The 20,211-nt window shown below is 62.4% G+C and carries 21 protein-coding genes and 1 other RNA gene; 12 read left to right on the forward strand and 10 right to left on the reverse strand.

All coding sequences use genetic code 11. From position 1 onward, the window contains the following. Positions 1-116: 116 nt before the first annotated feature. The 3 genes from BM300_RS14760 to BM300_RS14770 all read left to right on the forward strand — a co-directional run bounded on the left by BM300_RS14760 (position 117) and on the right by BM300_RS14770 (position 1,882). Positions 117-1,037 carry an SPFH domain-containing protein gene (locus BM300_RS14760; protein ID WP_063323882.1) on the forward strand — a complete coding sequence of 307 codons (921 nt, stop codon included), beginning with the start codon at positions 117-119 and terminating at the stop codon, positions 1,035-1,037. Between the two features lie 9 nt (positions 1,038-1,046). Then, the gene (locus tag BM300_RS14765; RefSeq protein WP_063323881.1) at positions 1,047-1,496 is read left to right on the forward strand and encodes an NfeD family protein; all 450 of its coding nucleotides are present in this window, start codon (positions 1,047-1,049) and stop codon (positions 1,494-1,496) included. Positions 1,497-1,561: 65 nt separating this feature from the next. Continuing rightward, the gene (locus BM300_RS14770) at positions 1,562-1,882 is read left to right on the forward strand and encodes a DUF2388 domain-containing protein (protein ID WP_170846005.1); all 321 of its coding nucleotides are present in this window, start codon (positions 1,562-1,564) and stop codon (positions 1,880-1,882) included. Between the two features lie 265 nt (positions 1,883-2,147). Here the strand turns inward: BM300_RS14770 and gcvH are convergent, their stop codons facing one another. The 8 genes from gcvH to BM300_RS14810 form a co-directional block, all read right to left on the reverse strand. Continuing rightward, the gene (gene gcvH / locus BM300_RS14775; protein WP_092345175.1) at positions 2,148-2,531 is read right to left on the reverse strand and encodes a glycine cleavage system protein GcvH; all 384 of its coding nucleotides are present in this window, start codon (positions 2,529-2,531) and stop codon (positions 2,148-2,150) included. Between the two features lie 53 nt (positions 2,532-2,584). Then, positions 2,585-3,667, reverse strand: coding sequence for a glycine cleavage system aminomethyltransferase GcvT (gene gcvT / locus BM300_RS14780; RefSeq protein WP_063323878.1), 1,083 nt, complete (start codon positions 3,665-3,667; stop codon positions 2,585-2,587). Between the two features lie 155 nt (positions 3,668-3,822). Continuing rightward, complete coding sequence (locus BM300_RS14785; RefSeq protein ID WP_063323877.1) at positions 3,823-5,439, reverse strand: ABC transporter permease; 1,617 nt, start codon at positions 5,437-5,439, stop codon at positions 3,823-3,825. Between the two features lie 224 nt (positions 5,440-5,663). Then, the gene (locus tag BM300_RS14790) at positions 5,664-6,668 is read right to left on the reverse strand and encodes an extracellular solute-binding protein (protein ID WP_063323876.1); all 1,005 of its coding nucleotides are present in this window, start codon (positions 6,666-6,668) and stop codon (positions 5,664-5,666) included. A gap of 227 nt (positions 6,669-6,895) precedes the next feature. After that, positions 6,896-8,113 carry a 2-octaprenyl-3-methyl-6-methoxy-1,4-benzoquinol hydroxylase gene (locus tag BM300_RS14795; RefSeq protein WP_170862060.1) on the reverse strand — a complete coding sequence of 406 codons (1,218 nt, stop codon included), beginning with the start codon at positions 8,111-8,113 and terminating at the stop codon, positions 6,896-6,898. 67 nt (positions 8,114-8,180) lie between these two features. Then, on the reverse strand, positions 8,181-9,368 hold the full coding sequence (gene ubiH, locus BM300_RS14800; RefSeq protein ID WP_063323874.1) for a 2-octaprenyl-6-methoxyphenyl hydroxylase: 1,188 nt from the start codon (positions 9,366-9,368) through the stop codon (positions 8,181-8,183). Next, positions 9,365-10,699, reverse strand: a complete 1,335-nt coding sequence (gene pepP, locus BM300_RS14805) for a Xaa-Pro aminopeptidase (protein ID WP_063323873.1) — start codon at positions 10,697-10,699, stop codon at positions 9,365-9,367. The genes ubiH and pepP overlap by 4 nt, the downstream gene beginning before the upstream one ends. Before the next feature lie 25 nt (positions 10,700-10,724). Then, positions 10,725-11,279 carry a YecA/YgfB family protein gene (locus BM300_RS14810; RefSeq protein WP_072342955.1) on the reverse strand — a complete coding sequence of 185 codons (555 nt, stop codon included), beginning with the start codon at positions 11,277-11,279 and terminating at the stop codon, positions 10,725-10,727. Positions 11,280-11,408: 129 nt separating this feature from the next. On the opposite strand from BM300_RS14810, the gene BM300_RS14815 reads away from it, so the two are divergent. The 4 genes from BM300_RS14815 to BM300_RS14830 all read left to right on the forward strand — a co-directional run bounded on the left by BM300_RS14815 (position 11,409) and on the right by BM300_RS14830 (position 12,862). Further along, the gene (locus tag BM300_RS14815; RefSeq protein ID WP_003177365.1) at positions 11,409-11,618 is read left to right on the forward strand and encodes a TIGR02449 family protein; all 210 of its coding nucleotides are present in this window, start codon (positions 11,409-11,411) and stop codon (positions 11,616-11,618) included. Further along, positions 11,615-11,932, forward strand: coding sequence for a cell division protein ZapA (locus BM300_RS14820; RefSeq protein WP_003177364.1), 318 nt, complete (start codon positions 11,615-11,617; stop codon positions 11,930-11,932). The genes BM300_RS14815 and BM300_RS14820 overlap by 4 nt, the downstream gene beginning before the upstream one ends. A gap of 30 nt (positions 11,933-11,962) precedes the next feature. Then, positions 11,963-12,142, forward strand: a non-coding RNA gene (gene ssrS / locus BM300_RS14825) — 6S RNA. Between the two features lie 114 nt (positions 12,143-12,256). Beyond that, a complete protein-coding gene (locus BM300_RS14830; RefSeq protein WP_063323871.1) occupies positions 12,257-12,862 on the forward strand; it encodes a 5-formyltetrahydrofolate cyclo-ligase in 606 nt (201 codons plus the stop codon). 35 nt (positions 12,863-12,897) lie between these two features. On the opposite strand, the gene BM300_RS31060 is transcribed toward BM300_RS14830, so the two are convergent. Then, positions 12,898-13,044: a hypothetical protein gene (locus tag BM300_RS31060; protein ID WP_092149156.1), complete on the reverse strand. Its 147-nt coding sequence runs from the start codon at positions 13,042-13,044 to the stop codon at positions 12,898-12,900. Between the two features lie 194 nt (positions 13,045-13,238). Between BM300_RS31060 and BM300_RS14840 the strand changes: the two genes are divergently transcribed. The 4 genes from BM300_RS14840 (at position 13,239) to BM300_RS14855 (ending at position 18,573) form a co-directional block, all read left to right on the forward strand. Further along, positions 13,239-13,688, forward strand: coding sequence for an EVE domain-containing protein (locus tag BM300_RS14840; protein ID WP_092463220.1), 450 nt, complete (start codon positions 13,239-13,241; stop codon positions 13,686-13,688). An 81-nt stretch (positions 13,689-13,769) separates the two neighbouring features. After that, positions 13,770-14,735: an HlyD family secretion protein gene (locus tag BM300_RS14845; RefSeq protein WP_092149160.1), complete on the forward strand. Its 966-nt coding sequence runs from the start codon at positions 13,770-13,772 to the stop codon at positions 14,733-14,735. After that, a complete protein-coding gene (gene rbbA, locus BM300_RS14850; protein ID WP_092463222.1) occupies positions 14,732-17,455 on the forward strand; it encodes a ribosome-associated ATPase/putative transporter RbbA in 2,724 nt (907 codons plus the stop codon). The genes BM300_RS14845 and rbbA overlap by 4 nt, the downstream gene beginning before the upstream one ends. After that, positions 17,455-18,573 (forward strand): ABC transporter permease, encoded by a 1,119-nt coding sequence (locus tag BM300_RS14855; RefSeq protein ID WP_063323867.1) that lies wholly within the window; start codon positions 17,455-17,457, stop codon positions 18,571-18,573. The genes rbbA and BM300_RS14855 overlap by 1 nt, the downstream gene beginning before the upstream one ends. A 67-nt stretch (positions 18,574-18,640) precedes the next feature. Here the strand turns inward: BM300_RS14855 and BM300_RS14860 are convergent, their stop codons facing one another. Next, positions 18,641-19,057 carry a flagellar basal body-associated protein FliL gene (locus tag BM300_RS14860; RefSeq protein WP_063325204.1) on the reverse strand — a complete coding sequence of 139 codons (417 nt, stop codon included), beginning with the start codon at positions 19,055-19,057 and terminating at the stop codon, positions 18,641-18,643. Positions 19,058-19,207: 150 nt separating this feature from the next. Between BM300_RS14860 and BM300_RS14865 the strand changes: the two genes are divergently transcribed. After that, positions 19,208-20,185, forward strand: a complete 978-nt coding sequence (locus BM300_RS14865) for an NADPH:quinone oxidoreductase family protein (protein WP_092463224.1) — start codon at positions 19,208-19,210, stop codon at positions 20,183-20,185. Positions 20,186-20,211 lie beyond the last annotated feature (26 nt).

Genomic DNA, 20,211 nt, shown 5'->3' on the forward strand with positions numbered 1-20,211 from the left:
GGCTCAGGGGCAGAAAGATCCCACAAACAAAGCGGAACGGACCATAGCGAAGATACTGGCCGCGTGCCCTACACTCAGGGCTCGCAGGTCCATCTCAATTCGCACAGGGAACCGTCATGCAGATCGGTAGCGTACTTTTACTTTTCATCGGCCTCGTGGTCGCCATCCTGTTCATGGGGTTCAAGGTCGTGCCCCAAGGCTACCAATGGACCGTCGAGCGGTTCGGGCGCTACACCAACACGCTCAAGCCCGGCCTGAACATCATCATCCCGGTGATGGATCGCATCGGGCGCAAGATCAATGTCATGGAAAGCGTACTGGACATCCCGCCCCAGGAGGTCATTACCGCCGACAACGCCACGGTGCAGATCGACGCCGTGTGCTTCTTCCAAGTGGTCAATACGGCCCAGGCGGCCTACGAGGTGAACAACCTCGAGCACGCCATCCGCAACCTGCTGCAAACCAATATCCGTACCGTGCTGGGGTCCATGGAGCTGGACGCGATGCTGAGCCAGCGCGACGGTATCAATGAAAAACTGCTGCGCACCGTCGATGAAGCCACAGCGCCGTGGGGCATCAAGATCACCCGGATCGAGATCAAGGACATCAGCCCGCCGGCCGACCTGATGGCCGCCATGTCGGGGCAGATGAAAGCCGAACGTATCAAGCGTGCCCAGATCCTCGAAGCCGAGGGCCTGCGAGCGTCGGCGATTCTCACCGCCGAAGGCAAGAAGCAGGCGCAAATCCTCGAGGCCGAGGGCAGCCGTCAAGCCGCGTTCCTGGAGTCCGAAGCCCGCGAGCGCCAGGCGCAAGCCGAAGCGCTGGCCACCCAAGTGGTGTCCCAGGCGATTGCCGACGGCAACGTCCAGGCCGTGAACTACTTCGTCGCGCAGAAATACATCGATGCGCTGGGCAAACTGGCTTCGGCCAACAACAGCAAGGTGATCCTGATGCCACTGGAAGCCAGCCAGGTCATCGGTGCGGTCGGCGGCATTGGCGAGATCGTCAAGGCCACCTTCGATAGCAAGAAAACCTGAGGCACGCCTATGTGGATGTTCCTGCAACACCTGTCGTACTGGGACTGGCTGGCGCTGGGCGTCATCCTGCTGATCCTCGAAGTGTTCGGTGCCGGCGGCTACTTGCTGTGGATCGGCATGGCCGCCGCGGCAGTTGGCGTGCTCACGTTCATCCTGCCGCAGATGCCGTGGGAGCTGCAGTTCCTGTTGTTCGGCCTGTTCGCCATCGCAACGGCACTGTACTGGTGGCAGCGCCAGCGCAGCGCGGTGCGCCAAAGCGATCAACCGCACCTGAACCTGCGCGGGCAAGAGCTGATCGGCAAGGTCTTCCAGGTTCATGAAGCGATTGTCGATGGCCGTGGCAAGATCAAGGTGGCCGACAGCGTCTGGCTGGCCAAGGGGCCCGAGTCGTCCGTGGGCACGCGAGTCAGGGTGGTGGCGCAGGAAGGGGCGGTGCTGCAGGTGGAACGGGCTGACTGAGAAGTCATGGAACTGAATAGAGGCGCGGGTAATCCAACGTCATAGTTAACCCAGTGGAGTCACCTATCATGCGTCTCAAACTTGCTGTCGCTACCCTAGCCTTGCTGTCTCTTCCTGTTGGCTCGGCAATGGCCGACACGTTTTGGCGTAACGTCATCTCATCCGGTGCAACCACCGGTTCCACCTACCTGACTTTCAAGGATCACAAGCTGATCGTCGCCGCCCAGGATGATGCCGGCAGCTTCGTCGCCAGTGACGGCGGTATTCGTGGCCCTTACCTGGAAGCGGCGATGCAGAAAGTGCGTGCTGACAACCCAGGCCTGCAAGCCACCGACATGGAACTGGCCAACGCTATCCTGGCGAAAAACGCCGTCGCCCAGGACTGACTCCCGGCCAATAAAAAATGCCGCTCGATGAGCGGCATTTTTTTGCCCGGTGAAAATCCCAAGGCTGTCCCAACCCCCTGTGGGAGCGAGCTTGCTCGCGAAGGCGTCAGCCCAGACAACCCATGGATTGGCTTGAAGCTGATCGTCCCCACGCTGCCTGGGAATGCATCCCGTGACGCTCTGCGTCACCTTCCAGAAGCGGAACGCGGAACGATCGATCCACCGCTATCGCGAGCAAGCTCGCTCCCACAGGTGCAGTCGTCCCTTATTCGCCGATAACGGACTTGTAGCCTGCCGCATCAAGCAACTTGCCCACCTCGGCCTTGTCGCTTGGCTTGAGCTTGAAGATCCAGGCGCCGTACGGATCGGAGTTCAGCAGCTCAGGCGAGGCGCTCAACTCTTCGTTGATCGCGATCACTTCACCCGCAATCGGGGAATAGATGTCGGAAGCAGCCTTGACCGACTCAACCACACCGGCCTGGTCACCTGCGCCAAAGACCTTACCGACTTCAGTCAGCTCGACAAAGACCACATCGCCCAGGGCTTCCTGCGCATGATCGCTGATGCCCACGGTGACGGTACCGTCAGCTTCCAGGCGTGCCCACTCATGGCTTTCGGCAAAACGCAGTTCGGCAGGGATATCACTCATATTCTGTGTCCTCAATAGAAAGTGTCAGCGGCCAGCGGCCCGCCGCAAAAAGGTTAGATCAGGGTTTTGCCATGGCGGACGAAGGTCGGCTTGACCACCCGTACCGGGTACCACTTACCACGAATTTCTACCTCGGCACGGTCGGCGGTTGCCATCGGAACACGTGCCAGGGCGATCGACTTGCTAAGCGTAGGAGAAAAACTACCACTGGTGATCTCCCCTTCGCCAACATTGGCGATGCGAACCACCTGATGGGCGCGCAAAACACCCCGCTCTTCCAGCACCAGCCCGACCAGTTTGTGCTGTACACCGCTGGCAAGCTCGGCTTCCAGCGCACTGCGCCCGATGAACGGACGGCTCGCCGGTTCCCAGGCGATGCTCCAGGCCATGTTCGAGGCCAGGGGCGAAACGTCTTGATTGATGTCCTGGCCGTAGAGGTTCATGCCGGCCTCCAGGCGCAAGGTGTCGCGGGCGCCGAGGCCAATTGGCGAAATGCCGGCCCCTACCAGGTCGTTGAAGAAACTCGGGGCCTCCTGGGCAGGCAAGACGATTTCCAGGCCATCTTCGCCGGTGTAGCCGGTCCGGGCGATGAACCATTCGCCGTCGGCGCGCCCTTCGAAAGGCTTGAGTTGCTGGATGATTTGCCCACGCGGTTGCGTCACCAGTTCGGCAATCTTCTGCCGGGCCTGGGGGCCTTGGATCGCCAGCATCGCCAGTTCGGGGCGCTCATGCAGCTGCACGTCGTAGCCACCGAGCTGTGCCTGCATCCAGGCCAGATCCTGATCACGAGTCGAGGCGTTGAAGACCAATCGATAACCGTCCTCGACACGGTAGATAATCATGTCGTCGACGATGCCGCCGCGCTCATTGAGCATCGCGCTGTACAGGGCACTGCCTGTGTCCTGCAAGCGATCGACGTCATTGGCCAGCAAACGCTGCAGCCAAACCTTGGCCTGGGGGCCGTCGACATCGATCACGGTCATGTGGGATACATCGAACACTCCGCAGTCGCGACGCACCTGATGGTGTTCTTCGACTTGCGAGCCGTAATGCAAAGGCATATCCCAACCGCCAAAATCGACCATCTTCGCGCCGAGGGCGAGATGAAGGTCATACAGAGGCGTACGCTGTCCCATGGGTTTCTCCTTCCGGGCTTGGCGAAGGTGCGGACGGGCACTGCATAGCGCGAACATCTGAAAAAAGGAGTTTTCTGACGTTCTCAGTTGCCCGGTCCGACAGACGGACCGCACCGAATGCCGCGCATTGTAGCCGCATGAGGTGGGACTGGCACCTAGCTGTTTCGATGGGCCGAACGTCGTATCAATCCGATGACTGGCAACAACCCCACCAGTACCAACGTCAGCGCCGGCAGCGCGGCCCGGGCCCACTCCCCTTCGCTGGTCATCTCGAAGATCCGCACCGCCAGCGTGTCCCAGCCGAACGGACGCATCAGCAGCGTCGCGGGCATTTCCTTGAGCACGTCGACGAACACCAGCAACGCCGCGCTCAAAGTGCCGGGCAACAGCAAGGGCAGATACACTTTGAAAAACAGTCGTGGCCCACTGACCCCAAGGCTGCGTGCAGCCTCGGGCAAAGACGGACGAATGCGCGCCAGGCTGCTCTCCAACGGACCGTAGGCCACCGCCAAAAAGCGCACCAGATACGCCAGCAACAGCGCCGACAGGCTACCCAGCAACAACGGTTTGCCTGCCCCTCCGAGCCAGGTCGACAGCGGGATGACCAGCTCACGGTCCAGGTAGCTGAATGCAAGCATGATCGACACCGCGAGCACCGAACCGGGCAAGGCATAGCCCAGGTTCGCCAGGCCGACGCCGGCACGAATCGGACGGGTTGGCGCCAGCCGTCGGGCGAACGCCAGCAGCAAGGCCACGCAAACGGTGATCAGCGCGGCCAGGCCGCCCAGGTAGAGGGTGTGGACGATCAACCCGGCATAACGTTCGTCCAGGTCGAAACGACCGCGTTGCCAGAACCACACCACCAATTGCAGCACCGGAATGACAAAGGCACAGGCGAACACCAGGAAACACCAACTGCTGGCTGCCGCGGCCTTCAGACCGCGCAACGTATACAAAGCCTTGGCTCGGGGACGTTCGTTACTGGCTCGGTGGGCACCACGAGCCCGGCGTTCGCCGTAGACCACCAGCATCACCGCCAGCAACAGCAGGCTGGCCAGTTGGGCAGCACTGGAGAGGCTGAAGAAGCCATACCAGGTCTTGTAGATCGCGGTGGTAAAGGTGTCGAAGTTGAACACCGACACCGCGCCAAAATCCGCCAGGGTTTCCATCAGCGCCAACGCCACGCCCGCACCGATGGCCGGCCGGGCCATCGGCAGCGCCACGCGCCAGAAAGCCTGCCACGGCGACTGCCCGAGCACCCGCGCCGCTTCCATCAAGCCCTTGCCCTGGGCCAGGAATGCACTGCGCGCCAGCAGATAGACGTAAGGGTAAAAAACCAGCACCAGCACCAGGATCACCCCACCGGTGGAACGGACCCGGGGCAGGCGCAGGCCGCTGCCGAACCATTCGCGCATGAGCGTCTGTACGGGGCCGGCAAAGTCCAGCAGGCCAACGAAGACAAACGCCAACACGTAGGCCGGTATCGCAAACGGCAGCATCAACGCCCAGTCGAGCCAGCGTCGCCCGGGGAACTCACACAGGCTGGTGAGCCAGGCGAGACTGACACCCAGCAACGTCACCCCGACACCCACGCCAAGGATCAACGTGAGGGTGTTGCCCAACAAGCGCGGCATTTGCGTATCCCACAGGTGGGACCAGATCTGTTGGTCGATGCTCTGCCAGGACAACAGCAAGACGCTAAGGGGCAGCAGGACCAGCGCGGCGATGGCGAAGACCAGGGGATACCAGCGGCGTTGGACGGGGTGGGCCAAGGGGAGCTCTCGTTTAAATGATTGTGCCGCGCAATGTGTGCCCAAATATCATCGCTGACAAATTGCCCCTGTGGTGAGGGAGCTTGCTCCCGCTGGGCTACGAAGTAGCCCCAGGCCCTGGATCATGGCCCTTGAGATAGATCCCAGCAGATCTTCTGGGAGGGCTTCGCCCTCCAGCGGGAGCAAGCTCCCTCGCCACATACCATCAGGAGCACAAGCTCGTCTTAGTTCCAGCCAGCGCGATCCATCATGCGGATGGCTTCGGCCTGGCGTTTACCCGCCACTTCCACTGGCAGGGTATCGGCCTTGAACTTGCCCCAGGCCGCTACTTCCTTGGACGGCTCGACTTTCGGGTTGGCCGGGAATTCCTGGTTCACGTCGGCGAAGATGCTTTGCGCTTGCGGCGTGGTCATCCACTCCACCAGCTTCTTCGCGGCGTCCGGATGCGGTGCATGCTTGGTCAAGCCAATCCCCGAGAGGTTGATGTGCACCCCACGGTCGGCCTGGTTCGGCCAGAACAGCTTCACCTTCAGGTCCGGCTTCTGCTGGTGCAGGCGGCCATAGTAATAGGTATTGACGATGCCGACGTCGCATTGCCCGGCGTTGATTGCCTCAAGCAGCGCGGTGTCATCGGAGAATACGTCGGTGGACAGGTTCCGGACCCAGCCCTTGAGGATCTCCTCGGTTTTTTCCGCACCGTGGGTTTCGATCAGCGTGGCGGTCAGCGACTGGTTGTAGACCTTCTTCGAGGTCCGCAGGCACAGGCGGCCTTCCCACTCTTTGCCAGCCAGCGCTTCGTAGGTGGTCAATTCGCTGGGTTTGACCCGCTCGGTGGAGTAGACAATGGTTCGCGCCCGCAGGCTCAAGCCGGTCCAGGCGTGGGAAGAGGCGCGATATTGGGACGGGATGTTGGCGTCGATCACCGGCGACGTGAACGGCTGGAGAATGCCCATTTGCTCGGCCTGCCAGAGGTTGCCGGCATCGACGGTGAGCAGCAGGTCGGCAGTGGCGTTCTCGCCTTCGGCCTTGATCCGCTGCATCAGCGGCGCTTCCTTGTCGGTAATGAACTTCACCGACACGCCAGTTTCCTTGGTGTAGGTATCGAAGACCGGTTTGATCAGTTCGTCGATACGCGAGGAGTAGACCACCACCTCATCGGCGGCCTGTACGGCAGTGGAGCCGATCAGGGTCAAGGCGAGGGCGGACAGCAGGCGCTTGGTTGCCAACATGGTAGCGGTCTCTGGATTGTGAACGAAGCGCAAATGATAAGGACTCACATTTGGCAACTCAATCGAACAGTGGGTGGACACATTTCCAAATGTTGCAACTTTGAGATGCGCAGTGTTTTTGCGTCCGTCATCGCGGGCAAGCCTTGCTCCCACAAAGCTCGTCCCAAGTTGCACACCTGTGGGAGCAAGGCTTGCCCGCGACAGGGCCATGAGCCCCAACCCACATCTCAGGCCTTGGCCAGATCCGGCAAATCCCCAATCAACCCCAGCGCCTCGCGCACGAACAACGCCTTGGCCTCAGGCATGCGGTCTACCAGTTTCAGCCCGGTGTTACGCAACCAGCGCACTGGCAATGGATCGGCCTGGAACAACCGCTCGAAACCTTCCATCGCCGCCATCAACGCCAGGTTATGGGGCATGCGTCGCCGCTCGTAGCGGCTCAGCACCTTCACGTCCGCCAGTCGCTCGCCACGCCCGGCCGCCTGCAACAGCACTTCGGCCAGCACGGCGGCGTCGAGGAAGCCCAGGTTCACGCCCTGCCCGGCCAACGGATGAATGGTATGGGCTGCGTCGCCGATCAACGCCAGCCCTTCGGCCACATAGCGCTTGGCATGTCGTTGGCGCAGCGGCACGCACAGGCGTGGGTCGGCACTCAGTACCGTACCGAGCTGGCCTTCGAAGGCTCGTTCCAGTTCGCTGCAGAATTCAGTTTCATCGAGCGCCATCAAGCGCTGCGCTTCACCGGGGGTGGTGGACCAGACAATCGAGCACCAATCGTGCTGACCGTCACGCTCAAGTGGCAGGAACGCCAGCGGACCGTTGTCGGTGAAACGCTGCCAGGCCGTCATTCGATGCGACCGGGCGCTGCGCACGCTGGTGACGATGGCGTGGTGCAGGTAATCCCATTCGCGCGTGGCAACGCCAGTCAGGCGGCGCACAGCGGAATTCGCGCCGTCAGCCGCGATGACCAGGGGCGCGCGCAACGTGCGGCCATCGGCCAAGGTCAGCAGCCAGTCGTCACCGGAACGACGCATCTGCTCCAGCCGGGCATTGGCCAGCAGGCCCAGGTCGCAGTCATGCAGTCGATCCAGCAAGGCGTCCTGCACAACGCGGTTTTCAACGATGTGCCCAAGCGCCTCGGCGTGCAGGCTGGCGGCCGAGAAATGGATCTGCCCGGTGCCGCTGCCGTCCCAGACGTGCATGTCGGTATAGGGGCTGGCGCGTCGGGCGGTGATGCCGTCCCAGACGCCCAGGCGATCGAGGATCCGCTGGCTGGCCGTCGACAAGGCACTGACTCGGGGCTCGAACGCGGCCTGGGGATCGAAGGGTTTGACGCTCATCGGGCTGCCGTCGAGCAACAGCACTTGCAGGCCACTGTCCTGCAACGCCAGCGCCAGGGCGCTGCCGACCATACCGGCGCCGACAATCAGCAGATCTGCACGCAATTCCATGCTCTAAGCCTGTTTTGCTGGCGACATCGGTCGCCCTTGAAAAGAAATGACAGCCCCGGCCTCAAGCATCGGGACGCGTCCCCAGCCCCATGGCCTGACGGGCGAACCAACGCTTGGCCGGCGGCAGCAAGTCGAGACCCAACAGGCCGAGGTTACGGCCCAGGGACACCAACGGCAGGTTGCTGGCGAACAGCCGCGTGACTTGGTCGGAGAAGCCCACGGTAAGGACCTGATCCATTCGCTGGCGCTCGCGATAGGCTTGCAACACGGCAAAATCCCCTGGCTCGCTTTCACTGTCGAGCAGGGCATCGGCAAGGGCCTGGGCATCGCGCAGGGACAGGTTGAACCCCTGCCCGGCAATCGGGTGCAGGCTGTGGGCGGCGTTGCCCAGGATCGCCAGGTGCGGACGGACCTGTTCTTCGGCCTCCACCAGCGCCAGCGGGTACAGATGTCGCACGCCCACCTGTTTCAGGGTGCCCAGGCGATAGCCGAACACGCCCTGCAATTCGCTGAGGAAACTGCGCTCGTCGAGGGCCGCCAGCCGTTGTGCGTCCATGCCCTGGCGGGTCCAGACCAGCGCGCAACGATTCTCCGGCAGCGGCAACAAGGCCATCGGGCCGTCATCGGTGAAACGTTCGAAGGCCATGCCATTGTGGGCTTCGCTGGGGGTGATGTTGGCGATCAAGGCACTCTGGTCGTAGGGTCGGCTGCGCACGCCGATACCCAACTGTTCACGCAGGCCGGAGCGGCCGCCATCGGCCAGTACGGCAAGGTCGCATTCCAGGGTGGTTTCGTCGTCGAGGGTCAGGCGATAACCGCCGACCAGCGGTTCCATGCCGGTGACCTGCGCCGGGCAGCGCCAACTGACCACCTCAGGGTCCAGGCCTTGCCACAGGCACTGGCCGAGCCAGGCGTTTTCCACCACGTAGCCCAGCGCCGGCACGCCCTCCTCCATAGCCGACAGACGCGCGGTGGAAAACCGCCCGCGGTCGGATACATGGATCTGTTTGATTGGTTCGGCGCGGCGGGAAATCTCCTGCCAGACACCCAAGCGTTGATAAATCTGCCGGGCACCGTAGGACAATGCCGAGGACCGGGCGTCGTAGCTCGGTTGCCAGGCGTTGCCGGGAGCGAAGGGCTCGATCAGCATGATCTTCCAGCCCCGGGCCTTGGCACCGGCCTGCAGGGCCAGCGCCAGGCTCGCGCCGACCAGGCCGCCGCCGACGATCGCCAGATTGACCCGGCTCATGCCGCTTGCGTCCGGGCAGCGGCCATCAGGGCCTCGATGTCGGCGACCGTCTTCGGTACGCCGTGGCTCAGGATTTCACAACCGGTTCTGGTCACTACCACGTCATCCTCGATGCGCACGCCAATGCCGCGCCATTTTTTCGCTACGCTGCGGTTGTTCGGGCTGATGTAGATGCCCGGCTCCACCGTCAGCGTCATGCCGACCTCAAGCACCCGCCACTCGCCACCAACGCGGTATTCACCCACGTCATGCACGTCCATGCCCAGCCAGTGGCCAGCGCGATGCATGTAGAACGCCCGGTAGGCTTCGCTGGCGATCAACGCATCCACCTCACCCTCCAGCAGCCCAAGGCGCACCAGCCCCTCTGTAATCACCCGCACCGTCGCTTCGTGGGCCTGGTTCCAGTGTTTGTCCGGCGCGATCTGGGCAAACGCGGCTTCCTGGGCAGCCAGCACCACTTCGTAGATCGCCTTCTGCTCGGGTGAAAACTTGCCACTGACCGGCCAGGTACGGGTGATATCGCTGGCGTAGCAGTCGATTTCACAGCCGGCGTCGATCAGCACCAGGTCGCCGTCCTTGAGCAGCGCGTCGTTCTGCTGGTAGTGCAGGATGCAGCTGTTGCGCCCCGCCGCGACGATCGAGCCATAGGCCGGCATTTTTGCCCCGCCCTTGCGAAACTCATAGTCCAGCTCGGCTTCCAGGCTGAACTCATGCAGTCCCGGACGCGCCGCCTGCATCGCCCGAATGTGCGCCTGGGCGGAAATCCGCGCCGCTTCGCGCATCACTTTCACTTCTGCCGCCGATTTATACAGGCGCATGTCATGCAGCAAGTGATCCAGGGCAACGAATTCGTTCGGCGGCTGGGCGCCGAGGTGGGCCTTGGAGCGAATCACGTTGATCCACTCCATCAGGTGCCGGTCGAATTCCGGGTTGCTGCCCATGGCCGAATACACCCGGTCGCGCCCTTCGATCAGGCCCGGCAGGATGTCGTCGATATCGGTGATGGGAAACGCGTCGTCGGCACCGTAGTCACGGATCGCCCCTTCCTGGCCGGCGCGCAGGCCATCCCACAACTCACGTTCGGCGTTGCGCTCGCGGCAAAAGAGGATGTATTCGCCATGGGCGCGGCCCGGCATCAGCACCAGCACCGCTTGCGGCTCGGGAAAGCCGCTGAGGTACTGGAAGTCGCTGTCCTGGCGGTAGACGTGCTCGACGTCGCGGTTGCGGATCGCAACAGCGGCGGCGGGCAGGATTGCGATGCTGTTGGGTTCCATCTGCGCCATCAGGGCCTTGCGGCGACGGCTGTATTCCGATTTCGGGATATGAATCATGGGCAGACGGTGTTCCCTCTAAAAATTAATGCAAGGACGGCTTGGCGGCCGCTGCATCGGTTTTCTTGGTCTCGGTGAACAGCAGCAATGGCGCGACCCGCAGGTACTCCATCACTTCCATGTAGTCGCTTTCGCCGTCATCGGATTCTTCCAGGGCATCCTGGACCTGGGAGATCGCGGCCAAGTCCTGCAACACTTCCTTCGCCTCTTCGCTCAAGGCGTATTCGCGGCGGGTCAGGCCGAAGCCGGCGAGGAAGCCCTGGCACCACTGGCCCAGAGCAGCGGCGCGTTCAGCCAAGGGCGCGTCGTCAGTGGGCAGCAGCAGGACGACGGTCATGTCGTCACTGGTCAGCTCGCCCTTGACCATTTCCTGCAGGCCGATAAGCGCGTTGCGGACGTTGTCCGCCGGCTCGCCTTCCAGCAGTTCTGCGGCGTCGGCCAACCAGCCGTCGGCATCGAACCCGGCGCCGGCGCAACTGCGACCGAGCAGCAGGCCATGCAGTTCGGCAGGCGAGACAGGATGACCGCTGGTGCTCAGCAGGGTGGCGAATGCTTGATACGGGGAATTCTGAATGGGCATGGGCAGCTAGGCGCCAGACGGCGCTATGTCTAGAATGGAGGCCTTGTATCCTACATCGACAGACTCGCCAAGACTATCAGAGGCTGTGCGACTCATACCCTCCATCAGACACAATCTTCAGTGGACACAATGGAAGACACCGACCTGCAAGCGCTGATGGCCAGACTCGAACTGCTAATTGACCGGGTCGAGCAACTTAAGAGCCAAAACGGACTCCTATTAGCTCAGGAAAAAACCTGGCGCGAGGAACGCGCGCACCTCATTGAAAAAAACGAAATCGCCCGGCGTAAGGTCGAATCGATGATTTCGCGCCTCAAGGCCCTGGAGCAAGACTCATGAGTTCAAGCAATAGCGTTACCGTGCAGATCCTCGACAAAGAATATTCAATCATCTGCCCCCAGGAAGAGCGTAGCAACCTGGTGAGCGCCGCCCGTTACCTGGATGGCAAGATGCGCGAGATCCGCAGCAGCGGCAAAGTCATCGGCGCCGACCGCATCGCCGTAATGGCCGCCTTGAACATCACCCACGACCTGCTGCATCGCCAGGATACGCCGGACCTGCAGGTCAGCGGCTCGACCCGTGAACAGGTGCGCGACCTGCTCGACCGGGTGGATCTGGTGCTCGCCACCGATCCAGACGTCAGCAAGGGCTGATTCGCGAGGCTGCCTGGGGTATACTCGCCTCACTCCCTGGGGTGCTTGCCAGTTGGTGATGTCCCTGAGCCGATACGCACAACCACGGGGGTTGCACGTTGGGGCCGGTGTGCATGTCCGCTTGACGGAAAGCCTTAACGCCCCCTGCAACTTCCACCTTGAACTTTCGGGTTCAAGGGCTAAGCCGACAGCGGTTCATCCGGGGAGCCTGACTCCAGGCAATGCCAGTCCATATGGACTGGCATTGTCGTTTCTGGCGCAGGCATTTCTGAGCAGCCTGTTTTGCGGTTACGCTGTGGCATCGCCACTGCGTGAAGCATTGATATGACCGAACCTGCGCTGCTGCCCCGCCCGCAACTTCGACGCCTGCTGCGCCAGGCCCGTCGCGCCCTGACGCCCGCCCAGCAACGGCAAGCCGCCCACGGGCTGTTCAAGCAACTGGCCCAGCATCCGCTGTTTCGCCGTGCGCAGCACATCGCCCTCTACCTGCCCAACGACGGCGAGATCGATCCGCGCCTGCTGCTGCGCGAAGCCCAACGCCGGGGCAAGGCCACTTACCTGCCTGTGCTCAGCCCATGGCCGCAGACCAAGATGGTGTTCCAGCGCATCCACCCCGGCGAAAAAATGCAGCCCAACCGGTTTCGTATTCCTGAGCCGCGCAAGAACATCGCCCGGCAACGCAAGGTCTGGACGCTGGACCTGGTGTTGTTGCCATTGGTGGGGTTTGACGATGCGGGGGGTCGACTGGGCATGGGCGGCGGCTTTTATGACCGCAGCCTGGCGTATCTGGCGCGACGCAAGCAGTGGCGCAAGCCAACGCTGCTGGGGCTGGCCCATGAATGCCAGAAAGTCGAACGATTGGCGCAGGCAAGCTGGGACGTACCGCTGCAGGGAACGGTCAGCGACAGGCATTGGTATATCGCGGGGTAGACGCCGCGATCATCAGCGGCGCCAGGAAAGCGGGTTCAGCGTTTGAACGATGCCGCGGGTTGGGTGATTTCCACCGGCGCGTCGGTCTTGTTGGCCCACAGGCTTTGGGCGTAACCCGTGGTCACGACACCCAGACCGAACAGAATGACCAGGATCCACAACAAATCCGGTTTGCGTTTCATCGATTGCCCCCCTCAAGGCATATCACACACGATGACAGCAGCGGTTTTCTTATTGGCCGTGCAGCAGCGTCAAGCTTGGAAGGCCGGCATTTTGCGGCAACCGGCCCCGACACGCAAACTCTGGCGTCAACCGACTGTCGGTTTGTCATAAAATCGCTGAACTATTTTTTCAACACCGCCAAGGAGTAGCAATCATGGCCTATTGGCTGATGAAATCCGAGCCCGACGAATTATCCATCCAAGGTTTGGAAAAGCTCGGCCAGGCACGCTGGGACGGGGTTCGCAACTACCAGGCGCGTAACTTTCTGCGAACCATGGCGGTGGGCGACATGTTCTTTTTCTATCACTCCAGTTGCCCCGAGCCAGGCATTGCCGGGGTCGGCCGGATTGTCCGTGCGGCCTACCCTGACCCAACGGCGCTGGAGCCCGACAGCCATTACTACGACCCCAAGGCCGGCCCGGACAAAAACCCCTGGACCGCGATCGACGTGGCCCACGTCGAAACGTTTCCCCACGTGCTGAAGCTCGACTACCTCAAGCAACAGGCCGCCCTGGCTGAAATGCCACTGGTGCAAAGAGGCTCGCGACTGTCGGTGATGCCCGTCACACCCGAACAATGGGCAGCGGTCATGGCGCTGCGCTGATCGCCAATGAGTTGATGGATATCAAGCGGGGTCGTTCGCTGATCAGGCAGACTTCAATGCTATAGCCGCAGGATGCCGGACATGTCGACAAACCATCGTACTTCTCGCTTTTTTGCCCTCGCCTTGATGACTGTTTTGCTGGCCGCCGGCGGTTTCGGCTATTGGAAATCGCGCCACGATCGCCTGCCGGAAGGCTTGAGCATGGGCAACGGTCGCCTTGAGGCCACCGAGGTCCAGATCGCCAGCAAGACCCCCGGACGCCTGGCCGAAGTTCAGGTCGACGAAGGCGACAACGTCATCAAGGGCCAGGTGCTGGCACGCATGGACACCCGCACCCTGGAGGCCCAGCGCAACCAGGCCGAGGCCGAAGTCGCGCGGGCCCGGCAGAACCTTGCCGCCACCGAAGCCAACGTGCAGTTGCGCCAGAGCGAACAATTGCTCGCTCACCAGGAGCTGAAGCGGACCCAGGAACTGTTCAAGCGCGGTTACGCCAGCGGCCAGGTCATCGACCAGCAGCAAGCCCGCGTCGACACCGCCAACGCCGCGGTCAACGCCGCCCGGGCCCAGGTATCGGCGGCGAATGCGGCCATCGGCGCGACCCTGGCCCAAGTGGCCCAACTCACCAGTGAAATAGATGACAGCACGTTGCGGGCACCGCTCGACGGCGTGATCCAGTTGCGCCTGGCCGAGCCAGGTGAAGTGCTGGGCGCCGGCGGTCGAGTGTTGCTGATGATCGATCCGAACGACCAATACATGAACCTCTACCTGCCGGCGTCGGTGGCGGGGAAACTGGCGGTGGGCGATGAAGCGCGACTGTTGCTCGACGCCCTGCCCGAGCGACCTCTACCCGCCAAGGTCAGTTTCGTCGCGGCCAAATCCCAGTTCACCCCGAAAGAAGTCGAAACCCGTGATGAGCGCCAGAAACTGGTGTTCCGCGTCAAAGTACGCCTGACCCGCCCCGGCGAAGTGCCCCAGGCCAAACCCGGCATGCCAGGCGCCGGCTATGTACGCACCGCCCCCATCGACTGGCCGGCCAACTTGCAATGAGCGCCCCCGCCGGCGAGGCATTGCGCGCCTCGGGCCTGGAACACCGCTACGGCCAGCAGGTGGCGCTGAGCGATATCGCCTTCAGCCTGCCCGCCGGCACTCGCTGCGGCCTGATCGGCCCGGACGGTGCCGGCAAGTCGAGCCTGCTGGGGCTGATTGCCGGGGTGAAGAAACTCCAGCACGGCCAACTGGACGTACTCGGCGCCTCGATCGACGACCGACGCCATCGCAACACCCTCTACCGACGCATTGCCTTCATGCCCCAAGGGTTGGGGGGCAACCTTTACCCGGACCTGTCGATACGCGAGAACATTCGCTTCTTCGGCACGCTGTTCGGGTTATCCCGGACAGATTGCGAACAACGCATGGGCACTTTGCTGCTGGCCACCGATCTGCAGCGTTTTGCCGATCGCCCGGCGGGCAAACTGTCCGGCGGCATGAAACAGAAGCTCGGCCTGTGTTGCGCACTGATCCATGAACCGGACCTGCTGATTCTCGACGAACCCACCACCGGCGTGGACCCGCTGTCCCGGCGTCGCTTCTGGGAACTGATAGAAGACGTGCGTCGGCAACGCCCGCAACTGACCCTCCTGGTCGCCACCGCGTACATGGAAGAGGCCGAACAATTCGAGCATTGCCTGATGCTCGACAACGGTCGCTTGATCGCCAAGGGTTTGAGTGCCGAGCTGGCTACAGTCACGCCAGACGGCAAGCTCGACTCGGCCTTCACCCATTTCCAGGGCGACAGCGGCCGCGATGTCGAGCCGCTGGTGATCCCCCCCAGGAGCGCCAACACCGCCGACATTGCCATCGAAGCCCACGACCTCACCTTGCGCTTCGGTGATTTCACCGCCGTCGACAAGGTCAGTTTCGCGATTGGTCGCGGTGAGATCTTCGGGTTCCTGGGTTCCAACGGCTGCGGCAAGACCACCACCATGAAGGTGCTGACCGGGCTGATCCCCGCCAGCGAAGGCAGTGCCCGGCTCCTGGGCAACCCGGTCAACGCCAAGGATCTCGCCACCCGCAAGCGGGTGGGTTTCATGTCCCAGAGCTTTTCGCTGTACGGCGAACTGAGTGCGCGCCAGAACCTGGAACTGCACGCCAAACTCTTCGACCTGCCCACGACGGACAGTCGCCAGCGCATCGACGAACTGATTCAGCGCTTCAATCTCCAAGCGCTGGCGGACCAGCCTTCCGGCGCCCTGCCACTGGGCCTACGCCAGCGTTTGTCCCTGGCGGTGGCGGTGTTGCATCGCCCGGAAGTGCTGATCCTCGATGAACCGACCTCAGGTGTCGACCCGGCTGCGCGGGATGATTTCTGGCGACTGCTGATCGAGCTGTCTCGCGAACAGGACGTGACGATTTTTCTTTCCACGCACTTCATGAACGAGGCCCAGCGCTGCGATCGTATTTCGCTGATGCACGCCGGCAAGGTCCTGGCTTGTGACACGCCGGCAGCCTTGCAGGCGCAGTTCAACGGCCAGACGCTGGAAGCCGCGTTCGTCACCTGCCTGGAGAAAGCCCAAGGCGAGACGCAGCAAGACGCCGCCCCCGTGCCCCTCGACAGTGCCGACGCCCCCCGGGACCGGCGCGGCCTGAGCCTCGGTCGCCTGTGGGCCGTCGCCAGCCGGGAAGGCAAGGAGCTGCTGCGCGACAAGGTGCGAATGGCATTCGCCTTGCTGGGCGCCTTGTTCATGATGGTGGTCTTCGGCTTCGGTATTTCCCTCGATGTGGAGAAACTGGCCTTCGCCGCGTATGACCAGGATCAGAGCCCGCAAAGCCGTGCCTACCTGGAAGCGTTCCGTAGCTCGCGCTACTTCGAGGAGCAACCGATCATCAGCGACGCGAAGGAGCTGCATCGACGCTTGCAGCGCTCGGAGATCAAGCTGGCCCTGGAAATCCCCCCCGGTTTCGGGCGTGACCTTTACGCCGGCCGCCAACCAACGGTGGGCGCCTGGCTGGACGGCGGCATACCGTTTCGAGCCGAGACCAGTCGCAACTACGTCCAGGCCGTGCACCAGGCCAACCTTGAGCAACTGGCTGAACTCAGCAGCCGCGCGCCCAACCGGCAACCCGGTGCGACGCTGGAAACGCGCTTTCGTTACAACCAGGACGTGGTCAGCGTCAACGCCATCGGTCCTGGGGTCATGGCGCTGATCCTGGCGTTCATTCCGGCCATGTTGACGGCGCTGGGCATCGTGCGGGAGAAGGAGCTGGGCTCGATCACCAACTTCTACGCCACGCCGCTGACCCGACTGGAGTTCCTGCTCGGCAAACAAGTGCCCTACCTGGCGGTCAGCCTGATCAACCTCGCCCTACTGGCAGCGATGAACCGCTGGCTGTTCGGTGTGCCGTTCAAGGGCAGCGGCCTGACGCTAGCGATCGGCGGCCTGCTCTATGTACTGGCGACCACCAGCATGGGGCTGCTGATCTCGGCGTTCACCCGCACCCAGATCGCGGCGATCCTCGGCACCATGATTATCACCAGCCTGCCGACCATCCAGTTTTCGGGGTTGATCGTGCCGCGTTCGTCCCTGGAGGGCGCCGCTGCGGTGATGGGCCAGTTGTTTCCCGCCGGTTACTTCCTGGATATCGCCGTCGGCACCTTCACCAAGGCCCTGGATCTGCGCCAGCTATGGCCGCAATGCCTGGCGCTGGGCGGTTTTTTCCTGGGTTTCACCGGGCTCAGCCTGATCATGCTGAAAAAGCAGGAGGCCTGATGCACACGCTTTCACATATCTGGCGTCTGGGGCTCAAGGAACTGACCAGCCTGCGGTACGACTCCGTTCTGCTGCTGTTTTTGGGCTACGCCTTCACCGTGGCGATCTACATGCCGGCCGCAGGTTCGGTAATCGGCGTCCACAACGCCAGTGTGGCAATAGTGGACGAAGACCAGAGCCATCTTTCGCGCCAATTGGCCCAGCTCCTGCAACCGCCGGAGTTCCAGAACCCAGTGGCCTTGCCCTATGCCGAACTGGACAAGGTCATGGACAGTGGCCGCTACACCTTTGTCATCAACGTGCCCGCCAACTTCCAGGCCGACCTGCTCGCAGGGCGCGAACCGACGCTGCAACTCAACGTCGACGCCACGGCCATGAGCCAGGCGTTCATGGGCGCCGGCTACATCGGACGGATTTTCCAACAGGAACTGACCACCTACGCCGGCCAGGCACAAACGAGCGAAGCAACGCCCGTGAGGCTGACCACGCGTTCGCTGTTCAATACCAATCTGGAAGGTGGCTGGTTCCTGGCGGTGATCCAGATCGTCAACAACATCACGATCCTGGCCATCATCCTGACGGGGACCGCGCTGCTGCGCGAGCGCGAGCACGGCACCCTCGACCACTTGCTGGTGCTGCCGCTGACGGCACTGGAAATCATGCTGGCGAAAATCTGGAGCAACCTGCTGGTGGTGGTGCTGTGCACCTGGGCATCGCTGGAAATCATCGTCAAGTTCGCCTTGGGGGTTCCACTCGCCGGCTCCATGGTGCTCTTCCTGCTGGTGACCGCACTCTACCTGTTCGCCAGCACCTCACTGGGCATCTTCCTCGCCACCCTCGCCCGTTCGACGCCGCAATTCGGCCTGCTGGCGATCCCGGTTATCATTCCGATGCTGCTGTTGTCGGGCGGCAGTACACCGCTGGACAGCATGCCGCAATGGTTGCAATGGGTGATGCAAGGCTCGCCCTCGACGCATTACGTCAGCCTCAGCGCGGCGATCCTGTTCCGAGATGCCGGCCCTGGGGTGATCTGGCCGGACCTGCTGGCACTGGCGGCCATCGGACTTTTGTTCTTTGCAATCGCCCTGGCCCGGTTTCGGAAGAGCCTGGCGTCTTGACGAAAAAAAGCAGCCTTGGGCAGCGCCAGGAGATCCGGGCACTGCCAAAGGCTGCGATCGAGCCGGTTTACTGAATGATCAGGTTGTTGAACAACAGGTCATCGACCATCGGCTTGCCGGTTTCGTCGTTCATCACCTGCTGGGTCTGCTTCAACGCTTCCTGACGCAGCTTTTCCTTGGCCTCAAGGTTGTTCATGGTCTCGGTGGTCTGCTGGGCGAACAGCGCCACCAACTGGTTGCGAATCAACGGCTCATTGGCCTTGACCGCCGCTGCTGCGGCATCTCCTGTCACGCGCAGGGCCACATCGGCCTTGTAGACCCTCAACTTCGCCGAACCGTCGAGCCCATAGTTGCCGACAAAGGGCGGGCTGAGGGTGATGTAGCTGACCTTCGGCGCCTCACCCTCCTTCGCTTCCTTGCCCTCTTCGGCCATCGCTGCCACAGGCAACGACAGGGCCAGCATCAACATGATCCACGCTTTCACAATTGATTCCTCATCCGGTTTGCGGCCCAGCATACCGCCCCGCCGTTCAAGCACAAGCTTATGGCCGGCTATCAGGGCAGGGCATGCTCGTTGACCCGTTGTCTCTCACACCTACACTTATCGGCCATCACTCCCAAAGGAATAGCCCTGATGAAAGCCGTGCTGTGCAAAGAATTCGGCCCCGCCGAATCGCTGGTGCTGGAAGACGTCGCCAGCCCCATCGCCAAGAAGAACGAAGTGCTGCTGGACGTGCATGCCGCCGGGGTGAACTTCCCTGACACGCTGATCATCGAGGGCAAATACCAATTCAAGCCACCCTTCCCGTTCTCCCCCGGCGGCGAAGCGGCGGGCGTCGTCAGCGACGTGGGAGAGAAAGTCAGCCACTTGAAGGTCGGCGACCGGGTGATGGCGCTGACTGGCTGGGGCAGCTTTGCCGAACAGGTGGCGGTACCTGGCTACAACGTGTTGCCGATCCCTGCGTCCATGGACTTCAACACCGCGGCCGCCTTCAGCATGACGTATGGCACCTCAATGCATGCCCTCAAGCAACGGGCCAACCTGCAAGCCGGCGAAACCCTGCTGGTACTCGGCGCATCCGGTGGTGTCGGCCTGGCGGCGGTGGAGATCGGCAAGGCCATGGGCGCCCGGGTAATCGCGGCTGCCAGCAGCGCCGAAAAACTCGCCGTGGCGAAGGCGGCCGGCGCCGACGAATTGATCAACTACAACGAAACCAGCCTGAAGGATGAAATCAAGCGCCTCACCGACGACCAGGGCGCCGATGTGATCTACGATCCGGTGGGTGGCGACCTGTTCGACCAGGCCATCCGCGCCATCGCCTGGAACGGCCGGTTGCTGGTGGTGGGCTTTGCCAGCGGACGCATCCCCGAGTTACCGGTGAACCTGGCCCTGCTCAAGGGCGCCGCCGTGGTGGGCGTGTTCTGGGGCTCCTTCGCCCAGCGCCAGCCCCAGGACAACGCCGCCAACTTCCAGCAATTGTTCGGTTGGTTCGCCGAAGGCAAGCTCAAGCCGCTGGTGTCGCAGGTGTACCCGCTGAGCAATGCGGCGCAGGCGATCAATGACCTGGGGCAGCGCAAGGCGGTGGGGAAGGTGGTTGTGCAGGTGCGTTGAATGCGTCAAAGCGGTCAGGACCTCAA

This window comes from Pseudomonas sp. NFACC46-3 (assembly GCF_900114515.1).
In the GTDB taxonomy this organism is placed as follows: domain Bacteria; phylum Pseudomonadota; class Gammaproteobacteria; order Pseudomonadales; family Pseudomonadaceae; genus Aquipseudomonas; species Aquipseudomonas fluorescens_Q.

Coding starts and splice junctions, on each gene's coding strand:
- BM300_RS14845 (WP_092149160.1), top strand. CDS start 13,770: ATGTCGACAAACCATCGTACTTCTCGCTTTTTTGCCCTCGCCTTGATG.
- rbbA (WP_092463222.1), top strand. CDS start 14,732: ATGAGCGCCCCCGCCGGCGAGGCATTGCGCGCCTCGGGCCTGGAACAC.
- BM300_RS14855 (WP_063323867.1), top strand. CDS start 17,455: ATGCACACGCTTTCACATATCTGGCGTCTGGGGCTCAAGGAACTGACC.
- pepP (WP_063323873.1), bottom strand. CDS start 10,699: ATGATTCATATCCCGAAATCGGAATACAGCCGTCGCCGCAAGGCCCTG.
- BM300_RS14815 (WP_003177365.1), top strand. CDS start 11,409: ATGGAAGACACCGACCTGCAAGCGCTGATGGCCAGACTCGAACTGCTA.
- BM300_RS14830 (WP_063323871.1), top strand. CDS start 12,257: ATGACCGAACCTGCGCTGCTGCCCCGCCCGCAACTTCGACGCCTGCTG.
- BM300_RS14790 (WP_063323876.1), bottom strand. CDS start 6,668: ATGTTGGCAACCAAGCGCCTGCTGTCCGCCCTCGCCTTGACCCTGATC.
- BM300_RS14865 (WP_092463224.1), top strand. CDS start 19,208: ATGAAAGCCGTGCTGTGCAAAGAATTCGGCCCCGCCGAATCGCTGGTG.
- ubiH (WP_063323874.1), bottom strand. CDS start 9,368: ATGAGCCGGGTCAATCTGGCGATCGTCGGCGGCGGCCTGGTCGGCGCG.
- BM300_RS14810 (WP_072342955.1), bottom strand. CDS start 11,279: ATGCCCATTCAGAATTCCCCGTATCAAGCATTCGCCACCCTGCTGAGC.
- gcvT (WP_063323878.1), bottom strand. CDS start 3,667: ATGGGACAGCGTACGCCTCTGTATGACCTTCATCTCGCCCTCGGCGCG.
- BM300_RS14765 (WP_063323881.1), top strand. CDS start 1,047: ATGTGGATGTTCCTGCAACACCTGTCGTACTGGGACTGGCTGGCGCTG.
- BM300_RS14840 (WP_092463220.1), top strand. CDS start 13,239: ATGGCCTATTGGCTGATGAAATCCGAGCCCGACGAATTATCCATCCAA.
- BM300_RS14820 (WP_003177364.1), top strand. CDS start 11,615: ATGAGTTCAAGCAATAGCGTTACCGTGCAGATCCTCGACAAAGAATAT.
- gcvH (WP_092345175.1), bottom strand. CDS start 2,531: ATGAGTGATATCCCTGCCGAACTGCGTTTTGCCGAAAGCCATGAGTGG.
- BM300_RS31060 (WP_092149156.1), bottom strand. CDS start 13,044: ATGAAACGCAAACCGGATTTGTTGTGGATCCTGGTCATTCTGTTCGGT.
- BM300_RS14760 (WP_063323882.1), top strand. CDS start 117: ATGCAGATCGGTAGCGTACTTTTACTTTTCATCGGCCTCGTGGTCGCC.